General features: G+C 70.2%; 17 protein-coding genes and 1 pseudogene. 6 read left to right on the top strand and 12 right to left on the bottom strand.

Features of this window, described 5'->3' with window-relative positions:
• Positions 1 to 185: 185 nt before the first annotated feature.
• A complete protein-coding gene (locus ACFVV1_RS06085; RefSeq protein ID WP_389985176.1) occupies positions 186 to 4,568 on the top strand; it encodes an FtsK/SpoIIIE domain-containing protein in 4,383 nt (1,460 codons plus the stop codon).
• 109 nt (positions 4,569 to 4,677) lie between these two features.
• Here ACFVV1_RS06085 and ACFVV1_RS06080 read toward each other — a convergent pair whose 3' ends face one another.
• From ACFVV1_RS06080 to ACFVV1_RS06065, 4 genes are all read right to left on the bottom strand, one after another.
• Positions 4,678 to 5,913, bottom strand: a complete 1,236-nt coding sequence (locus ACFVV1_RS06080; RefSeq protein ID WP_389985095.1) for a hypothetical protein — start codon at positions 5,911 to 5,913, stop codon at positions 4,678 to 4,680.
• 25 nt (positions 5,914 to 5,938) lie between these two features.
• Positions 5,939 to 6,637 (bottom strand): hypothetical protein, encoded by a 699-nt coding sequence (locus ACFVV1_RS06075; protein WP_389985092.1) that lies wholly within the window; start codon positions 6,635 to 6,637, stop codon positions 5,939 to 5,941.
• A gap of 31 nt (positions 6,638 to 6,668) precedes the next feature.
• On the bottom strand, positions 6,669 to 6,965 hold the full coding sequence (locus ACFVV1_RS06070; RefSeq protein WP_389985089.1) for a hypothetical protein: 297 nt from the start codon (positions 6,963 to 6,965) through the stop codon (positions 6,669 to 6,671).
• Positions 6,966 to 7,031: 66 nt separating this feature from the next.
• Entirely contained in the window at positions 7,032 to 7,331 is a 300-nt protein-coding gene (locus ACFVV1_RS06065; RefSeq protein WP_389985086.1) for a WXG100 family type VII secretion target, read from the bottom strand.
• Between the two features lie 356 nt (positions 7,332 to 7,687).
• Between ACFVV1_RS06065 and ACFVV1_RS06060 the strand changes: the two are divergent.
• Positions 7,688 to 8,119, top strand: a pseudogene (locus tag ACFVV1_RS06060) (aminotransferase class I/II-fold pyridoxal phosphate-dependent enzyme); the annotation flags it as partial.
• A 75-nt stretch (positions 8,120 to 8,194) separates the two neighbouring features.
• Here ACFVV1_RS06060 and ACFVV1_RS06055 read toward each other — a convergent pair.
• The 3 genes from ACFVV1_RS06055 to clpB form a co-directional block, all read right to left on the bottom strand.
• Positions 8,195 to 8,755: a YbjN domain-containing protein gene (locus ACFVV1_RS06055; RefSeq protein WP_389985083.1), complete on the bottom strand. Its 561-nt coding sequence runs from the start codon at positions 8,753 to 8,755 to the stop codon at positions 8,195 to 8,197.
• Positions 8,756 to 8,826: 71 nt separating this feature from the next.
• On the bottom strand, positions 8,827 to 10,092 hold the full coding sequence (locus ACFVV1_RS06050; RefSeq protein WP_389985080.1) for an MFS transporter: 1,266 nt from the start codon (positions 10,090 to 10,092) through the stop codon (positions 8,827 to 8,829).
• Positions 10,093 to 10,520: 428 nt separating this feature from the next.
• Complete coding sequence (clpB, locus tag ACFVV1_RS06045) at positions 10,521 to 13,121, bottom strand: ATP-dependent chaperone ClpB (protein ID WP_389985077.1); 2,601 nt, start codon at positions 13,119 to 13,121, stop codon at positions 10,521 to 10,523.
• 216 nt (positions 13,122 to 13,337) lie between these two features.
• Between clpB and ACFVV1_RS06040 the strand changes: the two genes are divergently transcribed.
• On the top strand, positions 13,338 to 13,742 hold the full coding sequence (locus tag ACFVV1_RS06040; RefSeq protein ID WP_327274352.1) for a TIGR03618 family F420-dependent PPOX class oxidoreductase: 405 nt from the start codon (positions 13,338 to 13,340) through the stop codon (positions 13,740 to 13,742).
• 138 nt (positions 13,743 to 13,880) lie between these two features.
• Here the strand turns inward: ACFVV1_RS06040 and ACFVV1_RS06035 are convergent, their stop codons facing one another.
• Complete coding sequence (locus ACFVV1_RS06035; protein WP_389985074.1) at positions 13,881 to 14,201, bottom strand: (2Fe-2S)-binding protein; 321 nt, start codon at positions 14,199 to 14,201, stop codon at positions 13,881 to 13,883.
• Positions 14,198 to 14,536 (bottom strand): 5'-nucleotidase, encoded by a 339-nt coding sequence (locus ACFVV1_RS06030; RefSeq protein ID WP_389985071.1) that lies wholly within the window; start codon positions 14,534 to 14,536, stop codon positions 14,198 to 14,200. The genes ACFVV1_RS06035 and ACFVV1_RS06030 overlap by 4 nt, the downstream gene beginning before the upstream one ends.
• 129 nt (positions 14,537 to 14,665) lie before the next feature.
• On the opposite strand from ACFVV1_RS06030, the gene ACFVV1_RS06025 reads away from it, so the two are divergent.
• Positions 14,666 to 15,652 (top strand): helix-turn-helix transcriptional regulator, encoded by a 987-nt coding sequence (locus tag ACFVV1_RS06025; RefSeq protein WP_389985068.1) that lies wholly within the window; start codon positions 14,666 to 14,668, stop codon positions 15,650 to 15,652.
• A gap of 266 nt (positions 15,653 to 15,918) precedes the next feature.
• On the opposite strand, the gene ACFVV1_RS06020 is transcribed toward ACFVV1_RS06025, so the two are convergent.
• Entirely contained in the window at positions 15,919 to 16,065 is a 147-nt protein-coding gene (locus ACFVV1_RS06020; protein ID WP_389985065.1) for a hypothetical protein, read from the bottom strand.
• 71 nt (positions 16,066 to 16,136) lie between these two features.
• Here ACFVV1_RS06020 and ACFVV1_RS06015 point away from each other — a divergent pair, with 71 nt between their 5' ends.
• Positions 16,137 to 16,289, top strand: coding sequence for a hypothetical protein (locus tag ACFVV1_RS06015; protein ID WP_389985062.1), 153 nt, complete (start codon positions 16,137 to 16,139; stop codon positions 16,287 to 16,289).
• Positions 16,290 to 16,296: 7 nt separating this feature from the next.
• Positions 16,297 to 17,346, top strand: coding sequence for a hypothetical protein (locus tag ACFVV1_RS06010; RefSeq protein WP_389985059.1), 1,050 nt, complete (start codon positions 16,297 to 16,299; stop codon positions 17,344 to 17,346).
• 132 nt (positions 17,347 to 17,478) lie between these two features.
• Here ACFVV1_RS06010 and ACFVV1_RS06005 read toward each other — a convergent pair whose 3' ends face one another.
• Both ACFVV1_RS06005 and dnaJ read right to left on the bottom strand, forming a co-directional pair.
• Complete coding sequence (locus tag ACFVV1_RS06005; protein WP_389985056.1) at positions 17,479 to 17,925, bottom strand: heat shock protein transcriptional repressor HspR; 447 nt, start codon at positions 17,923 to 17,925, stop codon at positions 17,479 to 17,481.
• 1 nt (position 17,926) lies between these two features.
• On the bottom strand, positions 17,927 to 19,111 hold the full coding sequence (dnaJ, locus tag ACFVV1_RS06000; RefSeq protein ID WP_389985053.1) for a molecular chaperone DnaJ: 1,185 nt from the start codon (positions 19,109 to 19,111) through the stop codon (positions 17,927 to 17,929).
• Positions 19,112 to 19,247: the final 136 nt, after the last annotated feature.

Here is a 19,247-nt window from a genome sequence, read left to right as displayed (position 1 = left end):
GCCGGACCCTTCCACTGCCGACCGGGCCGTGTTGGCACGGCCGGGTCAGTGGCTCGTGTTCACCGGTGCGCCGGGTGAACCATCCGCCGACGGGCGCCGTAGGTCCCGTCAGTGGCACGGCAGCCGCCGAGTGCGGCTGCCGAGGCCCCCATTCACGCCGGCTGGAGGACGTTCTCGTGTCGTTGATGTTGACCGTGGTCGAGGAGGGCGGTGACGCGTTCGACGTCCACCTCGACGCCGATCCCGACACGCCTGTGCGCGCTGTCGCGGAGGCGCTGGCCGGGGCAGGAGGCATCCACCGGCCCCCGGAGGGCCTCGGCCTGTACGCCGGCGACCGGCTGCTGCCCGCCGATATGCGGCTGCGGGACGCGCCGCTGCACCACGCGGCCATCGTGGGCCTGGGCCGCCCGGCGGGCACCGTGTCGGCCGAACCGGCCGGGCTGGTGGAGGTCCGTACGGTCGGCGGGACCGGCGCGGGGACCGTACACCGGCTCGACATGGGGGAGTACCGGATCGGGCTGGCCCACGACGGGACCGCCCAGGTGCTGCGCGCCGTACCGGACCGTCCGTTCGCCGTCCTGGCGGTGGGCCCCCAAGGACGCTGCCGTATCACGCCCGACGCCTCCGCGCCGGGCGGCGGCACCCTGCAACTGGACCGCGAGGACCTCGCCGAGGCGACCGCCTGGCCGGCCGGCGCACAGCTCCTCGTCGGAGAAAGCCTGCTCGAACTCGCCCTCCCGCAGAAGCCGGACGCGGCCGTGCAGCCGTCGGAGGACGGCACCGGCTGGGACTACAACCGGCCGCCGCGGCTGCGGCCGGCCGAGAACGCCACCCGCTTCACCCTGCCCTCCCCGCCCGCCCCGCCCGCCGCCCGGCCGCTCCCGTGGATCACCGCGGCGGCCCCGCTGGTGATGGCGGGGGCCGGGGCGCTGATATTCGACCGTATGTCGATGCTGCTGTTCGGGCTGCTCTCCCCGGTCGCGATCCTCGGCAACTATCTGATGAGCCGGCGCACCGGGCGCCAGACCCACTCCGGCAGTGTCGCCGCCTACGAGGAGAAGAAGGCACGCATCGAGGGCGACGCGGCGAAGGCCCTGGCGGCCGAACGCACCGCCCGGCGCCACGGATTCCCGGACCCGGCCGAGGTCATCCTGATCGCCGTCGGCCCCCGGCGCCGCCTGTGGGAACGCCGTACCTCCGACGCCGACTTCCTCGAACTGCGCATCGGAACCGCCGATCTGGCCTCCGACGTGGTGCTCCAGGACCCGACGAAGGACGAACACCGCCGCGAGGACCCGCGGACCGCGTACGACGTCCCGGTGACCGTTCCGCTGCGGGAGCACGACGTCCTGGGCATCGCCGGCGAGGGCCCGGCCGCGCGCGCCGTGGCGCGCTGGGCGGTCGCCCAGGCCGCCGTCCTGCACAGCCCCCGTGACCTCCAGATCCATCTGCTGACGACCGGCGAACGGGGCCGGGACGGCTGGTCCTGGCTGCGCTGGCTGCCGCATGTGCGCAAGAAGTCCGGCGACACCCCGGCCAGCATCGGCTACGGCGCGGAGACCTGCGCCCGGCGGGTCGCCGAACTCACCGCGCTGATCGTCGAGCGCGCCGGACGGAAGGACCGGCGGAGCCGGCCCGCCGGGCCCGACGTGCTCGTCATCCTCGACGGAGCCCGCAGGCTGCGTTCGCTGCCCGGCGTGGCGCAGATCCTGCGCGACGGACCGGCCGTCGGCGTCCGCGCGGTCTGCCTGGACGCCGAGGAGCGGCTGCTGCCCGAGGAGTGCCACGCCGTCGTCGCCGAGGAGCCCGGCGGAACCGTACGGGTGGGACGCTCCGGGAGGGGCACCGTCGGGGGCATCCGGCCCGACGCGGTGTCCCTGGACTGGTGCCGTTCGCTGGCCCGCGCGATGGGCCCGCTGCGGGACCCGGGCGGGGCCGACGAGGAGGCCGCGGTGCTTCCCGGCTCCGCGCGGCTGCTCGACGTCCTCGCCCTCGACCCGCCGCAGGCCGCCGGCATCCGGGCGCGCTGGACGGCCGGGGGCCGCTCGACCCGGGCGGCCGTCGGCGTCTCCCTGGACGGCCCGTTCTACCTGGACCTGCGGCGCGACGGCCCGCACGGGCTGGTCGCCGGCACCACCGGCTCCGGCAAGTCCGAACTCCTCCAGACGCTGGTCGCCTCGCTCGCGGTGGCGAACCGTCCGGACGCGATGACGTTCGTCCTGGTCGACTACAAGGGCGGCTCCGCGTTCAAGGACTGCGTCGACCTGCCGCACACCGTCGGCATGGTCACCGACCTCGACGCCCACCTCGTCGAGCGGGCCCTGGTGTCGCTGACGGCGGAACTCACCCGGCGCGAGCACATCCTCGCCGCGGCCGGCGCCAAGGACATCGAGGACTACGTCGAACTGCTGGAGCGCAACCCGGCGGGCCGCGCGCCGATGCCCCGGCTGCTCATCGTCATCGACGAGTTCGCCTCGATGGTGCGCGACCTGCCGGACTTCGTGAAGGGCCTGGTCAACATCGCCCAGCGGGGCCGCAGCCTCGGCATCCACCTGATCCTGGCGACGCAGCGCCCCAGCGGCGTCGTCTCCTCGGAGATCCGCGCCAACACCAACCTGCGCATCGCGCTCCGGGTGACGGACGCCGGCGAGAGCCAGGACGTCCTCAACTCCGCCGAGGCCGCCGGGATCTCGCAGGGCACCCCCGGCCGCGCCTATGTGCGCCTGGGCCAGAACTCCCTCGTGCCGTTCCAGTCCGGACGGGTCGGCGGCCGTCGGCCCGGTGCCGCGGCGACGTCGCTGCCGGCACCCTGGGCGGTGATGGTCGGCTGGGAACGGCTCGGCGAGCCGCTCCCGGCGCGGCCCCGCGGCGCGGCCGTACCCGCCGAGGTGGAGACCGACCTCACCGGGCTCGTCACGGCGATCCGCGAAGCGGACCGGGAGATGGGCATCCCCGCGCAGCACAGCCCCTGGCTCCCGCCGCTGCCCGAGGTCCTGGTCACCGGCGAACTGCCGGCGCCCCCGCCCTCGGGCTACGACCTCGCGCCCGTCGCGTACGGCGTGGTGGACCTGCCCGCACAACAGGCCCGGCTGCCCCTGGTGATCGACCCGGCGACGCTCGGGCACCTGCACATCATCGGCTCGCCCCGGCAGGGCAGGTCGCAGACACTGCGCACCATCGCCGGCACCCTGGCCTCCGCCCATTCCCCGGACCGCCTGCACATGTACGGCATCGACTGCGGCAACGGCGCGCTGCTGCCCATCGAGGGGCTGCCGCACTGCGGGGCCATCACCCAGCGCACCCAGCCCGACCGGGTGGCCCGGCTGCTCGCCCGGCTGTCCGGGGAGCTGACCCGGCGTCAGGAGATGCTCGCCGCCCGCGGCAGCGCCGACCTGCCGGAGCTCCGCCGCGCACTGCCGGAGGCCGAACGGCCGCCGCACATCCTGCTGTTCATCGACCGGTGGGAGGTCTTCGACAAGCAGCTCGGCGAGTACGACTCCGGGAACCTGCTGAGCTCCGTGCTGACCCTGCTCCGGGACGGCGCGAGCGCCGGCATCCACCTGGTGATGACCGGTGACCGGGCGCTGTTCTCCAGCCGGGTCAACGGCTCCACCGAGGACAAGCTCGTGCTGAAGCTGAACGAGAAGTCCGAGTACGGGATGATCGGCATCACCCAGCGCAACGTGCCCGACGAGATCCCGCCGGGCCGCGCGTTCCGTGCCGCCGACAAGGCGGAGGTGCAGATCGCGCTCCTCACGGACAACCCGGAAGGCCAGGCGCAGGCCGTGGCGCTCCAGCAGATCGCCGAGTACTGCCGCGAGCGGGCGGCCCAGCTGCCGGACTCCACCCGCCCGTTCCGCGTCGACACCCTGCCGGACCGGCTCACCTGGGAGGAGGCGATCCGGTACGTGCCGCAGCCGCTGCCGTCCGCACGGTGGGCCCTGTCCGGTGTCGGCGGCGACGAACTCACCGCGTTCGGCCCGGACTTCGCCATCACGTCGACCTTCCTCGTCGCCGGGCCCGCCCGTTCCGGCCGCAGCACCGTCCTGGCGACGCTGGCACTGTCGCTGCTGTCGGCCGGGACGCCCGTCGTCGTCGGCGCGCCCGCCAGGTCGCAGCTGCGCCAACTCGCCGGACGGCCCGGGGTGCTCGCGGTCTTCGACGAGTCCGACATCGACCCCACCGCGCTGGAGGAGGCGCTGGCGTCCTCGCCGCAGGGGGCCGTGGTGATCCTGGACGACGCCGACCTGCTGCTGAAGACGAAGGCCGAGCCCGTCCTCACCCAGATCGCCAAGTCCGGTGCCGAGAACGGCCGGGGCCTGGTGATCTCCGGGCAGACCGACCGGCTCTCCTCCGGCTTCTCCGGCTGGCACACCGAGGCCCGCCGCAACCGGTGCGGTCTGCTGCTGAAGCCGCAGAACATGAGCGACGGCGAACTGATCGGCGTCAAGGTGCCCCGCAGCCGCCTGGGTGCGACCCGCCCGGGGCGGGCAATCCTGCACCTGGGCGACGGCGTGCTGCGCACCGTCCAGGTCCCGGGGACGGTGCTTCCGCCGGCCGGAAGCTGAGCGCCTGTGCGGGGGGTCCGACACCGGCCCTGAGGTCCCACGGCAGAGGGCTCCCGCCCCGGCGACGGCCGGGGCGGGAGCCCTCACGCAGGACGGGACGCGGCCCGGATCAGGTCGATCCCTCCACGTAGCTGGGGTCGTGCTTGATCGTGCCCTTCGTCCCGTTGGGGACGGCGCCGTTGATCGCCCAGGCGAGGCCGGCCAGTCCGATGAGGTTCGAGCTCTGGTCGATCCACCCCGCCGTCTTCGTCCAGATGTTGGTGAGGTCCGGCAGCCGCTTCAGGATGTCCGGTGTCTTCAACACTCCACCCGGCACGTTCTTCAGCAGGTTCGCGACCAGGTCGCCCGGGTTCTTGAACCCGGTGAACGACTTGATGACAGGGACCACGCTCTTGATGTTGATCTGGATCGTCTTGAGGTCGTTCGTGACGGACTTGAGGGTGTTCGCGATCCCGCCCAGATTGGCGATCTTGATCAGGCCGACGCCGCCGAGCACCAGCCCCAGGCCGCTGAGGACCATGTCGAGCACATCCCACTCGCCCGACTGAATACTGTCGACGATATTCATGATGAAGGGGATGGCAGCGGTGACCACACTGGCGATCGTCAGGATGAGCCCCAGGCCCTGCAATCCGGGGATGAGCATGGCGATGATGCCCAGGGCGGCGCTGATGAAGCCGAGCACCTTCTTGAAGATGTCCTTGATCTTCTCCCACAGGCTCTTGCCCGGGACCGCCTCGCTCGTCGCGTCGTCCAGGGCGCGGGCCGCCGTCGAGGCGTCCGTCTCGCGCAGCTCCCGCGCGTCCTCGGCAAGCATGCGGGCGGCGTCGAGATCCTGCTGGGCGCTGTCGGCGCCCCCCTGCGCCGCGGACTGGTCGTTCCGGGCATTCTCCATGGCCTGCCGCGCACTGCGCCGGGCCGCCTCGTCGTCCGGCGGGGGCGGGTCCGCCGCGTCCAGGCCGCTGATCACGGACCCCGCCGCGGCGGCGGCATCGGTGGCCCGCTGCAGCCGCTCCTTGGCGTCCCGTCCGTCGACCAGGGCGTTGTCGGCCTTGCGCTGATGGTCCCCCAGCTGGTCGGCGTAGGTGTCCAGCGCGCGGGCCGCCTTGTCGTACGAACTGTGCAGCTTCTCCACCTGATTGGCCAGGTCCCCGAGCTTGTTCCGGAGTTTCTCCATGGCCTTGCCCTCGCCGAGCTGGCTGTTCTTCAGGCCGCTGACGATGGGGAGCGCCTGGTCCGCGTCGTCAGCGACGGACCGGTACTGGCCCGCGAGCTTCCCGAGCATCTCCGCATCGCCCGGCGTCGGGTCGTCCGAGAACCCGAAGACCGTCTCCCAGTCGGACACCGCTGGCCGCACCATTGCCACGCCCTCACTTTCCGTTCTCGTCCGTGCCCTGCGGGCTCTGTGCGGCCGGCACAGCCGTGCCCTTGCCCTTGACTTCCACGAAGCGCAGCGTCCCCGCGATGGCGTCGAACACCTCGAAGAACTGGTCCTTGAGCTCCACATTGGGCGTGGAGCTGGAGACCAGCAGGTATTCCCGGCGGTTCGGGATCGGGAACAGCGTGTGCAGCAGCGCCGTACGCACCGGCGTGCCCTTGTAGTCGATGTCCTCGATCGAGGCGATCCGCCCGACCGGTCCGACGTCCGGAAGCTCCAGCAGATCCACCTCGCGCGGCGGGTACCCGCTGCTCTGCGGGTCCCCGGCCTGCATGCTCGCCCCGAACAGCACCTCGGCCAGATCCGCCGACTGGTCCTCCGGCACGGGCATCCGCAGCACGACGGACGTGGCGCTGAGCATCGCGTCCCCGCCGGGGAACCCGACCATCCCCGCCGCCTGGAGCGCCCCCCGGGCGTAGGCCTCGCGGGCGGTCCGGCGGGTGTCGCGGATCAGGCCGTCGAGCCGCTCGCGGGTGAGCTGCGGAACCCCCTTCGCCTGGTGCTCGATACGGCGGCGGATGGACGCGTCCCGGGTGCTCGGGTCGAGGTCCAGGTACCACCAGGAGCCGGGGTAGCGCAGCTTGTAGTGCGCGGGCGCCCCCGTAGCCCGGTCCGTGACCGGATGCGTCATGACGCATGTCCTTTCTGCCAGCAGGCTCTCGTCAGGTCTTCTTGGAGTCGTCCAGCACCTTGACGGTCTCGTCGTCCGTCTGCATGAAGGCGTCGGTGATCTTCTTCGTGTTCTCGGAGAAGACCTTCACGTTGTCCTGCACCTTCTCGTGGCCCCTGCCCCATGCGCCGTCGAAGTCGGCGAGGGAGTCGGCGAGCGTCGAATCGCCCACATCGTCCTTCGATCCGACGTCGCTGAGCCGCGCGGTGTTGTTGATCCGCTGCCCGATGTCCTCAAGTGACTTGACCGTCTCGTTCAGGTCATCAAGGGGGATGCTGATGCGGGTCATCGGTTCCTCCTCTCCGGCCGCCGTCCGGTCCCCCCGCAGAAGGGCGGGACCGGACACAAGGGCACGTCAGCCGATGGAGCCGGACGTCTGGTCGTCGGTGTCGACGAACGCCTCGGCGACCTGCTTGATGAACTCGCTGACGCCCTGCAGGCCCTCGATCGCCTTGTCGGTGCCGTTCTTGTACTCCTCCCAGAACGGACGGAACTTGCTCTCGGAGCCCGGCGTCGCGTAGGCCGCCTCGACCATCTCGTCCATCTTGGTGTTGGCCTCGTGGAGGCTCTGCTGCATCAGTTCCTTCTGGTGCTGCAGCCAGGTCGACGCCTCCCGCATCTCTTCCGGGCTGATCTTGATTTTGCCGCCGTCCATGCCGGTTCCTTCTCTCGTCTCGGGTCGCCGCGGTCGCTGAGCCGCGCACACCGGGCTGTACGGGGCACCTGGCGGGGCGGTTCACGCCTGTTGCGGAACAGTGACGAAAGTGGCGGGCCGACGCCCTGATCAGGCCTGCGACCAGGCCTCCATGGCCCGCAACAGCCCATCACCGGCTCCGGAGTGACCGTTCCCTCACCGAACCGGAGCAGATGCGTTCCTGACGGTCGACGCCGGTCTGGTCGTCGTCGTCCGCCTGGGATATCCGGCAGTAGATGGCGGCCGGCTCACCGGTGGTACTGGAGAGGCCCCTGGTGGGCATGTGGCGCGACACGCGAATGAGTTACGAACAAGGGGTGGCCTGGGTCACCGCGAACCCCGAGCTGGTGACCGCCGTCCGTTCGGCGAAGCAGTTCCTGACGTACGTGTCCGCGGGCCCGTTCCAGTACGCGGTCGCCGAGGCGCTGCGCCTGCCCGACAGCTACTACGACGGGCTGCGCGCCGAGCTGCGGGCCGAGCGGGATCTGCTGAGCGACGGGCTCACCGAGGCCGGTTTCGAGGTCTACCGCCCGGCCGGCACCTACTTCGTCACCACCGGCATCCGCCCTCTCGGCGAGAGCGACGGCTTCGCGTTCTGCCGGTCCCTGCCCGAGCGGTGCGGCGTCGTCGCCATCCCGAACGCGGTCTTCTACGACCACCGGGAGCAGGGTGCGCCGTTCGTACGGTTCGCCTTCTGCAAGCGTGACGACGTGCCGGCCGAGGCGGTGTCCCGGCTGAAGCGGCTGTAGCGGAACGCGGTCCGGCCCGGGGCGGTGGTCATGAAGACCGCCGCCCCGGGCCGGGATGTCACTGCCGTGCGGGGCTCAGGCGCCCGGAGGGGTCGGGTCCCCGCCGTCCGGCTTCTCCTCGGCCGGCGTCAGGCCCAGACGCTCCTGCAGCCACTTGTCGAACTCGATCGAGGCGCGCACCCAGCTGACCGTCGACGAGACGAAGTGCTCCAGGCTGACGCCCGTACCGATGAGCATCTGCGCCTCACCGATCAGACGGACCGAGGCCTCGGTGTCCTCGGAGCCCTCCTCGGGCTCGTGGGTGTGCGTGTAGACCTTGGGCCACAGGGTGCGGCGGTTCCAGTCGTCGATCGCGTCGAGAAGGACCGGACGCTGGTCCGCGGCGTGCGGGCGGTCGTAGAACGTACGGACCGAGAAGACCTGCTGCTCGTCCTCGCCGCGGAACATGAAGTACGTGCGGAAGTCTTCCCACGGCGCCGCGAGGTCGCCCTCGTCGTCGACGACGTACTTCAGCTCCATCTGTTCGAGGAGCTGCTTGACGAGGTCCTGGTCAGGGACAACGGGGCCCTCGGGTCCTGCCGCCTGCGGTTCGGGCTGGCCCCCGAAATTAGGAATCGAGGAAGGATCGATAGACATCGCTGGGTACTCCTGTGGATCGCACGTGGTTTCCTTCCGTCGACCCTAGCCGCGTTTGACGGCCAGTAGTTCTACGCCCTCCGGGGAATCGTCCCCGCATCAGCCTCCCGCGCCCGCGACCAGGCAACGGCGACAGGGATCGCACACAACACTCCGAGGAGTCCGGACGCACCGATGGTGTCCGCCGACGACCCGGACAGCTCCGCTGCCAGGCCACCCGTGGCGACACCGATCCCCTGCATGGCGATCAGCCCCGACCTGGCGAGCCCCAGCGCCTGGCCACGCTGGCCGGCCGGGGTCAGGAGTACGAAGGTGGCTCCGGCGGTGATCTGATAGGCGGAGCACACCCCTGACGCCATCAACACGAGCACGGCCACACCTACGCCGGGACCGAGCCAGTAGATGAGCAGCGGCAGATTCGCGCCGACCGCCAACGGCCCGAGCAGGCGGCGCCGCCACTCGTCCCCGACCTGAGCGCGCCCCAGAAGAGCTGCACCCAGCACCATTCCCGCCGGATGCGCGGCGAGCAGGAGTCCCACCGAGGCGGCGCCGCCGCCGACCTCGTCCGCGAAGGGGGCGGCCAGCCCCTCCGGCAGGACGATGAACCCCGCGAGCCACCCCAGCGCGACCAGCGACCGCAGCCTGCGATCCGACCAGATCAGTGCGGCCGCACCCCCGACCTGAGCGCCGAGCCGCTTCTTCCGCTCGTCGGCACCCGCCGCGGGACGGGCCTTTACGCCGAACCTGACCAGGGTCGCCGAGAGAAGGAAAGTCACCGCGTTCACACCCAGGGAGAGGTGACTGCCCAGCCATACGACCAGCACACCCCCGCCGGCGAAACCGACCAGCTGTCCGGCCTGGTGAGTGATCAGCATGACTCGCTGGCCCCGCTCGTATCTCTGCTCGCCGAGCACGGTCGGCAGCAGGGCGCCCTGCGCAGCGCCGAAGGGTGCCTCGGCCAGCTGCGCCAGCACCAGCAGCCCGGCCAGCAGCGGCAACGGCGTCCCGGGCAGGGCCATCAGCGCGACCAGCACCGCCCGCACCAGGTCGCATCCGATCATGACCGTACGCCGGGGGAAACGGTCCGCCAGGCCGGACAGGAGCACCCCGGACAGCAGAGCGGGCAAGGTGGTCAGCGCATACGTCGCCGCGGTCCATCCGGGCGAGTCGGTGCGTTCGAACACCAGCAACGACAGGGCCACACGTGCCAACTGGTCGCCCAGGATCGACTGAGCATAAGCGGCCCAGAGAGTACGAAATTCGCTGAGGTGAATGAGATTGTCACGTCTGGGCTTTTTGGGACCTGGACTTATCTCATCGCTTATCCGCTCGACCATGCGGGCACCCTACCGGCTGCCGAATTCGGTATCTGTTCGTCCTTGCGAACAGGTCGCGGAAGGCGGCTCGCAGTGTCCTGATCATTCACGTGGACCCGGGCAGGCGTTGCGGGCATCCGGGCATCTGTCCCGTTGCAGGGGCAGGGTGGTGCGACCTGGGGCAGAGCAAGGTGACGTGAATCCGCTCCTCGATGCGGAGTGGGACGTTCGGCTCAATATCGACGTTGAACAACGGATCACCGATGACGGCGATCGATTTCCCGTTTTTCCCGTTCTCCGGAAATCGCCGCAATTCTTCTTCAATTGCACTGCGGCGCGGACGACGAGTCCCCAGCCGGGACGCGTGGTCTTCCGGCCGGGGACATGACGTCGAACAGGTCGTACGCCGTCCGGTCGTACGCCGTCCGGTCGTACGCCGTCCACAGGGTCTACAAGGTCTTCCCCGAGGTCGCGGGGCCGACGAGCAGGCCGTCCCCGACCCGGTCCACCCGGACGGTGTCCCCGTCCTTGACCTCGCCCGCCAGGATCTCCTTCGCGAGCCGGTCGCCGATCGCCGTCTGGATGAGGCGGCGCAGCGGCCGTGCTCCGTAGGCCGGATCGTTGCCCTCCTCGGCCAGCCAGGCCAGGGCCTCCGGCGTGACGTCCAGGGTGAGCCTGCGCTCGGCCAGACGCCCCGCGAGCCGGTCGATCTGGAGCTTCGCGATGTGCGAGAGCTCGTCGCCGGACAGGGCGGAGAAGACCACCAGGTCGTCGAGCCGGTTGAGGAACTCCGGCTTGAACGAGGCCCGTACGACCTCCAGGACCTGTTCCTTCTTCACCTCGGGCTCGGTCAGCGGGTCCATCAGGAACTGGCTGCCGAGGTTGGAGGTCAGGATCAGGATGGTGTTGCGGAAGTCCACCGTCCGGCCCTGTCCGTCGGTGAGCCGGCCGTCGTCGAGGACCTGGAGCAGGATGTCGAAGACCTCGGGGTGGGCCTTCTCGACCTCGTCCAGCAGGACGACGCTGTACGGGCGGCGGCGGACCGCCTCCGTCAGCTGGCCGCCCTCCTCGTAGCCGACGTAGCCGGGCGGGGCGCCGACGAGTCGCGCCACGCTGTGCTTCTCGCTGTACTCGCTCATGTCGACGCGGACCATGGCCCGCTCGTCGTCGAACAGGAAGTCGGCGAGCGCCTTCGCGAGCTCCGTCTTGCCGACACCGGTCGGGCCGAGGAAGAGGAACGAGCCGGTGGGCCGGTCGGGGTCGGCGATTCCGGCGCGGGTACGGCGTACCGCGTCCGACACCGCCCGTACGGCCTCGGTCTGCCCGATGAGGCGCTTGCCGAGCTCGCCCTCCATGCGGAGCAGCTTCTGGGTCTCGCCCTCCAGCAGGCGGCCGGCCGGGATGCCGGTCCAGGAGCCGACCACGTCGGCGATGTCGTCCGGGCCGACCTCCTCCTTCACCATCGTGTCCTTGGCGGCCTCCTGCTCGGCCTCGGTCGCCTCCGCCAGTTCCCGCTCCAGGCCGGGGATCTCCCCGTACAGCAGCTTGGAAGCGGTGTCGAAGTCACCGTCGCGCTGGGCGCGTTCGGCCTGGCCGTGCAGTTCGTCGAGGCGTTCCTTCAGTTCACCGACGCGGTTGAGGCCCTGCTTCTCCTTCTCCCAGCGGGCGGTCAGGCCGCGCAGCTCCTCCTCCTTGTCGGCGAGGTCGCGGCGGAGCTTCTCCAGGCGCTGCCTGGAGCCGGGGTCGGTCTCGTTCTTGAGGGCCAGCTCCTCCATGTGGAGGCGGTCGACGGCGCGCTGGAGTTCGTCGATCTCGACGGGCGAGGAGTCGATCTCCATGCGCAGCCGGGACGCCGACTCGTCGACCAGGTCGATGGCCTTGTCGGGGAGGAAGCGGGAGGTGATGTAGCGGTCGGACAGGGTCGCGGCGGCCACCAGCGCCGAGTCCGCGATGGAGACCTTGTGGTGGGCCTCGTAACGGCCCTTGAGGCCGCGCAGGATCGCGATGGTGTCCTCGACGCTCGGCTCCGCCACCAGCACCTGCTGGAAGCGGCGTTCCAGGGCGGCGTCCTTCTCGATCCGCTCGCGGTACTCGTCGAGCGTCGTCGCGCCGACCATGCGGAGCTCGCCGCGGGCCAGCATCGGCTTGAGCATGTTGCCCGCGTCCATGGCGGAGTCGCCGCCGGCGCCCGCGCCGACGACGGTGTGCAGCTCGTCGATGAAGGTGATGATCTGCCCGTCGCTCTCCTTGATCTCGGAGAGAACGGTCTTCAGCCGTTCCTCGAACTCGCCGCGGTACTTGGCGCCCGCGACCATCGCGCCGAGGTCGAGCGAGACGAGCCGCTTGTTCCGCAGGGACTCGGGGACGTCCCCCTTGACGATGCGCTGGGCGAGCCCCTCGACGACGGCGGTCTTGCCGACGCCGGGCTCGCCGATGAGTACGGGGTTGTTCTTCGTACGCCTCGACAGGACCTGGACGACACGCCGGATCTCCTGGTCGCGTCCGATGACCGGGTCGAGCTTGCCTTCCCTGGCGGCGGCCGTGAAGTCCGTACCGAACTTCTCCAGGGCCTTGTACTGACCCTCCGGGTCGGGTGTGGTCACCCGGCGCCCTCCCCTGCTCTTCTCGAACGCGTCCAGCAGCCTCTTCGCACTGGCCCCCTGAGCGCTCAGGATCTCACCGGCGCGGCCGCCCTCGGCGGCGATCCCGATCAGCAGGTGCTCGGTGGAGATGTAGTCGTCGCCGAGCTCCTTCGCGCGCTGCGCGGCGTCCGCGATGACGGCGAGCAGCTCGCGGTTGGGCTGCGGAGGGGCGACGGTCGACCCGGTGACGCTGGGCTCCGCGCCCAGGAGCCGCTCCGTCTCGGTGCGTACGGCGATCTGGTCGGCCTCGACGGCGGCGAGCAGGTCGATGATGTTCTCGTTGTCCTCGCCCGCGAGCAGCGCGAGCAGCAGATGCCCGGGGGTCAGATCGGGGTGTCCGTCCTTCACGGCCCTGCTGGTGGCCGCGTTGATGGCGTCCCGGCTCTTGTTGGTCAGCTCGGCGTCCACGTGCGCTCTCTCCTCCTTGCGGTGACTGCTCTCTCCACAACGCTGACTGAGTCAACGTGCACAAAGTTGAGTCTATTCCACTCAACCTAGCCCACTCGCCTCTTCCGGGTGCTCTTTCGAGTGCTCTTTCGAGTGCGATTCCGAGTCAACCGGCCGGAGAGGGCCTCCGCCACCGCAGGGGCGGGCCACGGATCCGCACTCCCTACCCTGTTCCCCATGGCAGTCGACGTGACGAATCCGAGCCCCGAGTACCTCGCGTTCTGGCGCGAGTACCACCTGTGCACCCTGACCACGCCCCGCCCCGACGGCACGCCGCACGTGGTGCCGGTGGGCGTGACGTACGACCCCGAGGCCGGGCTCGCCCGCGTCATCACCAACAAGGGCAGCCAGAAGGTCGCCAACATCCTGGCCGCGGGCCCGGCCGGCGCCCGGGTCGCGGCCTGCCAGGTCGACCGCGGCCGCTGGGCGACCCTGGAGGGCCGCGCGACGGTACGCACGGAACCGGACGTGATCGCCGACGCGGTACGCCGCTACGCGGAACGCTACGAACGCACACCGGCACCCAACCCGGACCGCGTCGTCATCGAGATCACCCTGGACCGGGCGCTCGGCAGGGCGTGAGCAGGACTGCGAACTCTTGGGGCTTCCCGGGGCCCGGGGCCCGGGGCCCGGGGCAGCACAACGGCGCCATCGTGTTCAGGTCACGATGGCGCCGTTGTGTGGGGGAGTGCCGAGCGACATGTAACGACGGGGGATCGCTCAGGCACTGCGGGGGGTGGCGGAAATAGTCTCTTGCTCGAACAGCTGGTGGTCCCGCCGGTCGAGGTTGACGAAAATCATGTCGTACCGAATCGCACAGCGAACGGGCTGCGGAGCTCCACGCGGCTTGCGGAGGCATCGGTAGGCACGCACTTCGTCGTCGTCTTCGCGTGCGACAACGATGGGGTCGCCGAACAGAGTGACCATCAGCGAGTCGCCACAGCGGGGGATGGCAGTGACGAGATCGATGAAATGCCAGCCTGATCGGTAGGCCGTGGCCATTTCCCGCCGGAAGGTCCGGTCGTCCGGCGGGATGGTCATGCGCCCAGATGGGTTGGTTCGGACCAGGCGATGTCACCGGGCTCGACTGCCGCGTCGACGCTCCAGGCGATGTCGCCCGGCGCCGATGCCTGGGTGGACCAGGCGATGTCACCCGGCGCAGACGCCTGAGTGGACCACGCGATGTCACCCGGCGCAGACGCCTGAGTGGACCACGCGATGTCACCCGGCGCAGACGCCTGAGTGGACCAGGCAATGTCGTCCGGCGAGGATGCTGCCCCGCTGCTCCAGGCGATGTCGCTGCCGCTCAGCACCGCGAGTCCCAGGGCCGCGACGAACGAGGCGGCAAGCGCCGAGCGAAGCATTCGCTTATACATAGTCGGCTTCGTCCTCACTTGTGGATTCTTCTCCCCCGCACCTAAGACGATGTCCCACCTGGGCACACGAACACCACCGAGTCGATGCATCATGTTCCTGCATGTTCAGGAACATGGGGGGTGGAGAATATGGTCACAAGCGATACAAAGCTGACACATCCTCACGGGATCACTGAACTATGTGAAGCCGGAGGCCGTCTCTACGCCAGTGCTTTGCGCTCGGGACGCATTGCCCGCAGCGAGGTGGAACCGGCGCCCTGCCTCATGGACTTCGCCCTGCTCCACCCCGACCCCGACGATGCCGACTGGCTGCGGCCCGTCCCGCCGTCCGCCGCTCTGGCCAAGCGCCTGCAGCCCATAGAACGCGAGATCCAGGAGCGCCGGCGACATTCGGTCCTGCTGGCCGAGTCCTTCGAGCCGTTCATGGACATCAGCGCCCAGGACCCGCCGACCACGCACGCGATCACCGTGCTGGAGGGCGTCAACCGGATCAATGCGGCACTCGATCTTGCCACGGCGGAGTGCCGCTCCGAAGTCCTCACCGTCCAGCCCGGCGGCGGCCGTAGCGAAGACCGCCTCAGCGAAGCCCTGGAAAGGGGCCTCTCCGTGGTGGACCGCGGTGTCAGCATTCGCACTCTCTATCAGCACACGGTACGTCACAGCCCCGGCACCCTGGCCTACGCCGAGCGGATGGCCGACGACGACGTGGAGATCCGGACGCTCGAGGAGCTCATAGAGCGACTCATCGTCTTCGACCGTACGGTCGCGTTCATACCCGCTCAGGACGACCGCCAAGTCGCCCTGGAACTGCGCCACCCTGGACTGGTCGAGTATCTCGTCAAGGTTTTCGAGCAACTCTGGGCCCGCGCGGCTCCCCTCCTGGAAGAGGTCAAGTACAACCCGATCCCCAAGGGCATCAGCGGTGTTCAGCGCTCCATCGCCCAACTCCTCGTAGAGGGTCATGTCGACGACTCGATCGCCCGCCGTCTCGGCATGAACGTCCGTACCTGCCGCGCGCACGTCGCCAAGCTGAACGCCGCCCTCGGCAGCAGCAGCCGGGCCCAGCTCGGCTACCTGATCGCCCGGTCGGGGATCCTGGAGCAGGATCCCGACTGAAGGGGCCGCAACCGCAATACGGGGGAGAACGACCGCGGCCCCCGGCACCGGAGAGGTTCATCACCAGGCACAACGAGCGTCCCTCTCCGGCTACGTCTTCACCACCGTCATCTTGCTGCATTGCCAGAAGTGGGGCGGCACAGATGGGCAGAGACGAGGACGAACTCGGACACTCCCACAGAGACGGCGAATTGCGTGAGGCGGCACTCCGGCTCTACGCCGGGGCACTGCGCACCGGACGGATCGCGCAGGCCGCCCCGTCTCGCTCAGTCGTCGCCGATGGTCCCTACCGAGGTGAACAGATACACGAACATCGGCAGCAGAAAACCCGGGACGCTCAACAGCCATTCTACGGCGGCTGGTTCCGCGCCCATGAGCAGCGGACGCCAGCCCAGGAACACTCCGACCGTCACCAGCGCGCGGACCGTCTGGGGAACCGGGGACCAGGCCAGCCTCCGTCATCCCGCTCTCCCGGCTGGAACGCATGCTCGGCCACCACCCCGGCGGCGGCGCCGCCCTCCACCGGCTCGCCCAAGCCGTCGAAAGGCTCGCCGAGCGGCCCGTCCACATCGAGGTGGACTCGCAGACCATCGCCCGCGCGGTCCTCGTCGGACAGCGCAAGCTCGCCCGGAGGTGAGGCACTCGTGGCCAGAAATCTGTGGATAGGCAAGCCGGGACTGCTGCGGGAAATCCCGCAGGCGGCCCGGAGCTGGGATCGCAGTACCGAACTCAACGTCACCGAGTTCAAATCGCTGGACGGGCAGATCACCGCGATCGCACCCGCCCGTACCGCGCGCAGGCTGAAGTTCTCCTGGGAGTGGCTGGAGCCCGCCGACGCCGATCATCCGGTGCGGCTCGCGCGGCGCGTGAACGGCCCGGGGATGCTGGGACGCAATGTGTATGCGGGGCGGACCGTCGCCGTACTCGATCCCGTCTCCGTCAATCTGCTCGATCCCTATCAGGCCGCCGCCCAGAGCACCCATCCCAGCGGCGCCGATCACTGGTTCACCGTGCAGGGGTCGATCACCATCAGCCCGTTCACCGACGATGTCGTGCTGGGGAGCTGCGAGGACGCCGCCACCCGGATCGGCTGGCGGCACGGTGTCTGGCCGGGCTGGCCCGTGATGCCCGGCATGAAGGTCTCCTGGCTGCTCCCGCCCGACTGGATCGCCGGACTGTCCACGGCCCAGCTGGACTGGAAGGACGTGGACGGGGGATACCTCGCGAGCGAATCCGCGTCCGGCACGACCGTCACAGGTACGGCCCCCGAGGGCGCCGCCTTCGTCACCCCGGTCGGCGGCCCCGGCGCCACCGGAATGACCGGACTGGCCGGCGCCTGCCTGACCATCGGCGAGGCACCCGTGGCGCTGGCACTCGGCGAAGGCTGCCCGGCCATGGCGGTGACCGGCTGCACCGACGTCCCCTCACCCCGTCTCCCGTACCGGAACATCGGCATCGACCTCGTGGACGTGGCACTGGAGCGGCTGCACCGCTCCGTCGATGTCGGATTCGCCACTACCCGAGGTGATTTGGCACTGCTGCTGCAACGCGTCGACCAGACCGACAAAGCACTCGGGGAGCACGAGGAGCGCCTCGACGCGCTTGAGCGGGCCCGCTGGCCGCTGCCCTCGCTGGCCGCGGTCACCTCGTGCGCCGCGCTGGCTCTCACGCTCTGGCAGTCCTCGGGGAAGTGACCTCCCTGGACGCAGGGGGGATTGCCCTCCCCTGCAGAGAAAGGACGTAGAAAGGTCAGGGCCCGTCCCCCGTGCGCTTCACGGGAGACGGGCCCTTTCCTCGTACGTACGGTGCGGGTACGCCGGACCCGCTCAGTCCTTCGGCCGCTTCGGCCGCCAGACCATCAACGCGCTGGTCTGCTGCATATCCTGATACGGCACCAGATCGCGCCGGTACGAGGCATGCACCTGGGCCTCGCGCTGCTGCATCGCCGCCGCCGCGCCCTCCACCGCCGCCGAGAGTTCGGCGACGCGCTGCTGGAGGGCGGCGACCTGGTTCTCCAGTTCGATGATGCGCTTGATGCCGGCGAGGTTGATGCCCTCGTCCTGCGACAGCTGCTGCACGGTGCGCAGCAGCTCGATGTCGCGGGCCGAGTAGCGCCTGCCGCGCCCGGCCGTGCGGTCGGGCGAGACCAGGCCGAGGCGGTCGTACTGGCGCAGTGTCTGCGGATGGAGGCCCGAGAGCTGGGCCGCGATCGAGATCACGTACACCGGCGATTCATCGGTCAGTTCGTACGGATTGCGTCGTCGGCCGTCCACCTCAAGCTCCCTTCGCTGCCTGGAAGAGTTCTGCCCGCGGGTCACGGCCCGCAGTCGCCTTCCGGTAAGCCTCCAGCGCTTCCCTGGCCTCGGTGCCCAGCTCCCTGGGCACCGTCACCTCGACGGTGACCAGCAGGTCGCCCCGGGTGCCGTCCTTGCGTACCGCACCCTTGCCCCGGGCGCGCATCGTGCGCCCGTTGGGGGTGCCGGCCGGCAGTTTCAGGGTGACCGGCGGGCCGCCGAGCGTGGGCACCTTCACCTCGCCGCCGAGCGCCGCCTCCGTGAAGTCGACGGGCACGGTGACCGTGAGGTTGTCGCCCTTGCGGCCGAAGACCGGGTGGGCGTCGACATGGACCACGACGTACAGATCGCCGGCCGGTCCACCGCGCTCGCCCGGACCGCCCTTGCCGCGCAGCCGGATCCGCTGACCGTCCGAGACGCCCGCCGGGATCCTGACCTGCATGGTCCGGGAGGACTTCGCCCGTCCGCTGCCCTTGCAGACATCGCAGGGGTCCTGGGCGATGAGGCCCCGGCCCTTGCAGTCCACGCAGGGATCGGTGAGCGAGAAGCCGCCGCCGGTGCCGCGCGACACCTGGCCGGTGCCGAGACAGGTCGGGCAGACCCTGGGGGTGCCGTTCTTGTCACCGGTGCCGGAACACGCCTTGCACGGCGCCTGGCTGGACATCCGCAGCGGGACCGTGGCCCCCTCGACCGCCTCGGTGAAGCTGAGCGTCACCTCGGACTCGATGTCCTGGCCGCGGCGCGGCTGCACCCGCGTCCCCGTACCGCCCCGGTTGAACAGGCCGCCGAAGACATCGCCCAGACCGCCGCCGCCGAAACCGCCGGCTCCGCCGCCCTGGCCCCCGCCCTGGGTGCCTCCGAAGAGGTCGCCCAGATCGAAGTTGAAGTTGCCTCCTGCGCCCGGAGGGCCGGCCCGGAAGCCGCCGTTGCCGAAGAGGGCGCGCGCCTCGTCGTACTCCTTGCGCTTCTTGCTGTCGCCGAGGATGTCGTTCGCCTCGGAGATCTCCTTGAAGCGCTCCTCCGCCTTGTCGTCGCCCTTGTTGGCGTCCGGGTGGAACTCGCGGGCGAGCTTCCGGTACGCCTTCTTGATCTCGGCGTCGGTGGCGTCCTTGGGGACGCCGAGGACCTTGTAGTAGTCCTTCTCGACGAAGTCCTTCGTGCTCATCGACGTCCCTCCTTCCGGACGATCGGCCTTGGGGCCCGCCCCGTGGCGGGCCGGCCGGCGCGGCGGGGGGGCCCCGCGGGGGGGGGACGGGGGTAGGTCCAACACCGGGGCACCCCCCAACACCGCAGGGGGCCGG

Source organism: Streptomyces sp. NPDC058092 (assembly GCF_042884935.1).
Lineage (GTDB): Bacteria > Actinomycetota > Actinomycetes > Streptomycetales > Streptomycetaceae > Streptomyces.
The sequence above is the reverse complement of the archived record's forward strand: the minus strand, read 5'-3'. Positions and strand labels throughout refer to the sequence as shown.

What these genes read in the sequence shown, in the direction of transcription:
- ACFVV1_RS06085 (WP_389985176.1), top strand. Translation starts at nt 186, where the DNA reads ATGTTGACCGTGGTCGAGGAGGGCGGTGACGCGTTCGACGTCCACCTC.
- ACFVV1_RS06075 (WP_389985092.1), bottom strand. Translation starts at nt 6,637, where the DNA reads ATGACGCATCCGGTCACGGACCGGGCTACGGGGGCGCCCGCGCACTAC.
- ACFVV1_RS06070 (WP_389985089.1), bottom strand. Translation starts at nt 6,965, where the DNA reads ATGACCCGCATCAGCATCCCCCTTGATGACCTGAACGAGACGGTCAAG.
- ACFVV1_RS06065 (WP_389985086.1), bottom strand. Translation starts at nt 7,331, where the DNA reads ATGGACGGCGGCAAAATCAAGATCAGCCCGGAAGAGATGCGGGAGGCG.
- ACFVV1_RS06055 (WP_389985083.1), bottom strand. Translation starts at nt 8,755, where the DNA reads ATGTCTATCGATCCTTCCTCGATTCCTAATTTCGGGGGCCAGCCCGAA.
- ACFVV1_RS06050 (WP_389985080.1), bottom strand. Translation starts at nt 10,092, where the DNA reads ATGGTCGAGCGGATAAGCGATGAGATAAGTCCAGGTCCCAAAAAGCCC.
- ACFVV1_RS06040 (WP_327274352.1), top strand. Translation starts at nt 13,338, where the DNA reads ATGGCAGTCGACGTGACGAATCCGAGCCCCGAGTACCTCGCGTTCTGG.
- ACFVV1_RS06035 (WP_389985074.1), bottom strand. Translation starts at nt 14,201, where the DNA reads ATGACCATCCCGCCGGACGACCGGACCTTCCGGCGGGAAATGGCCACG.
- ACFVV1_RS06030 (WP_389985071.1), bottom strand. Translation starts at nt 14,536, where the DNA reads ATGTATAAGCGAATGCTTCGCTCGGCGCTTGCCGCCTCGTTCGTCGCG.
- ACFVV1_RS06025 (WP_389985068.1), top strand. Translation starts at nt 14,666, where the DNA reads ATGGTCACAAGCGATACAAAGCTGACACATCCTCACGGGATCACTGAA.
- ACFVV1_RS06015 (WP_389985062.1), top strand. Translation starts at nt 16,137, where the DNA reads ATGCTCGGCCACCACCCCGGCGGCGGCGCCGCCCTCCACCGGCTCGCC.
- dnaJ (WP_389985053.1), bottom strand. Translation starts at nt 19,111, where the DNA reads ATGAGCACGAAGGACTTCGTCGAGAAGGACTACTACAAGGTCCTCGGC.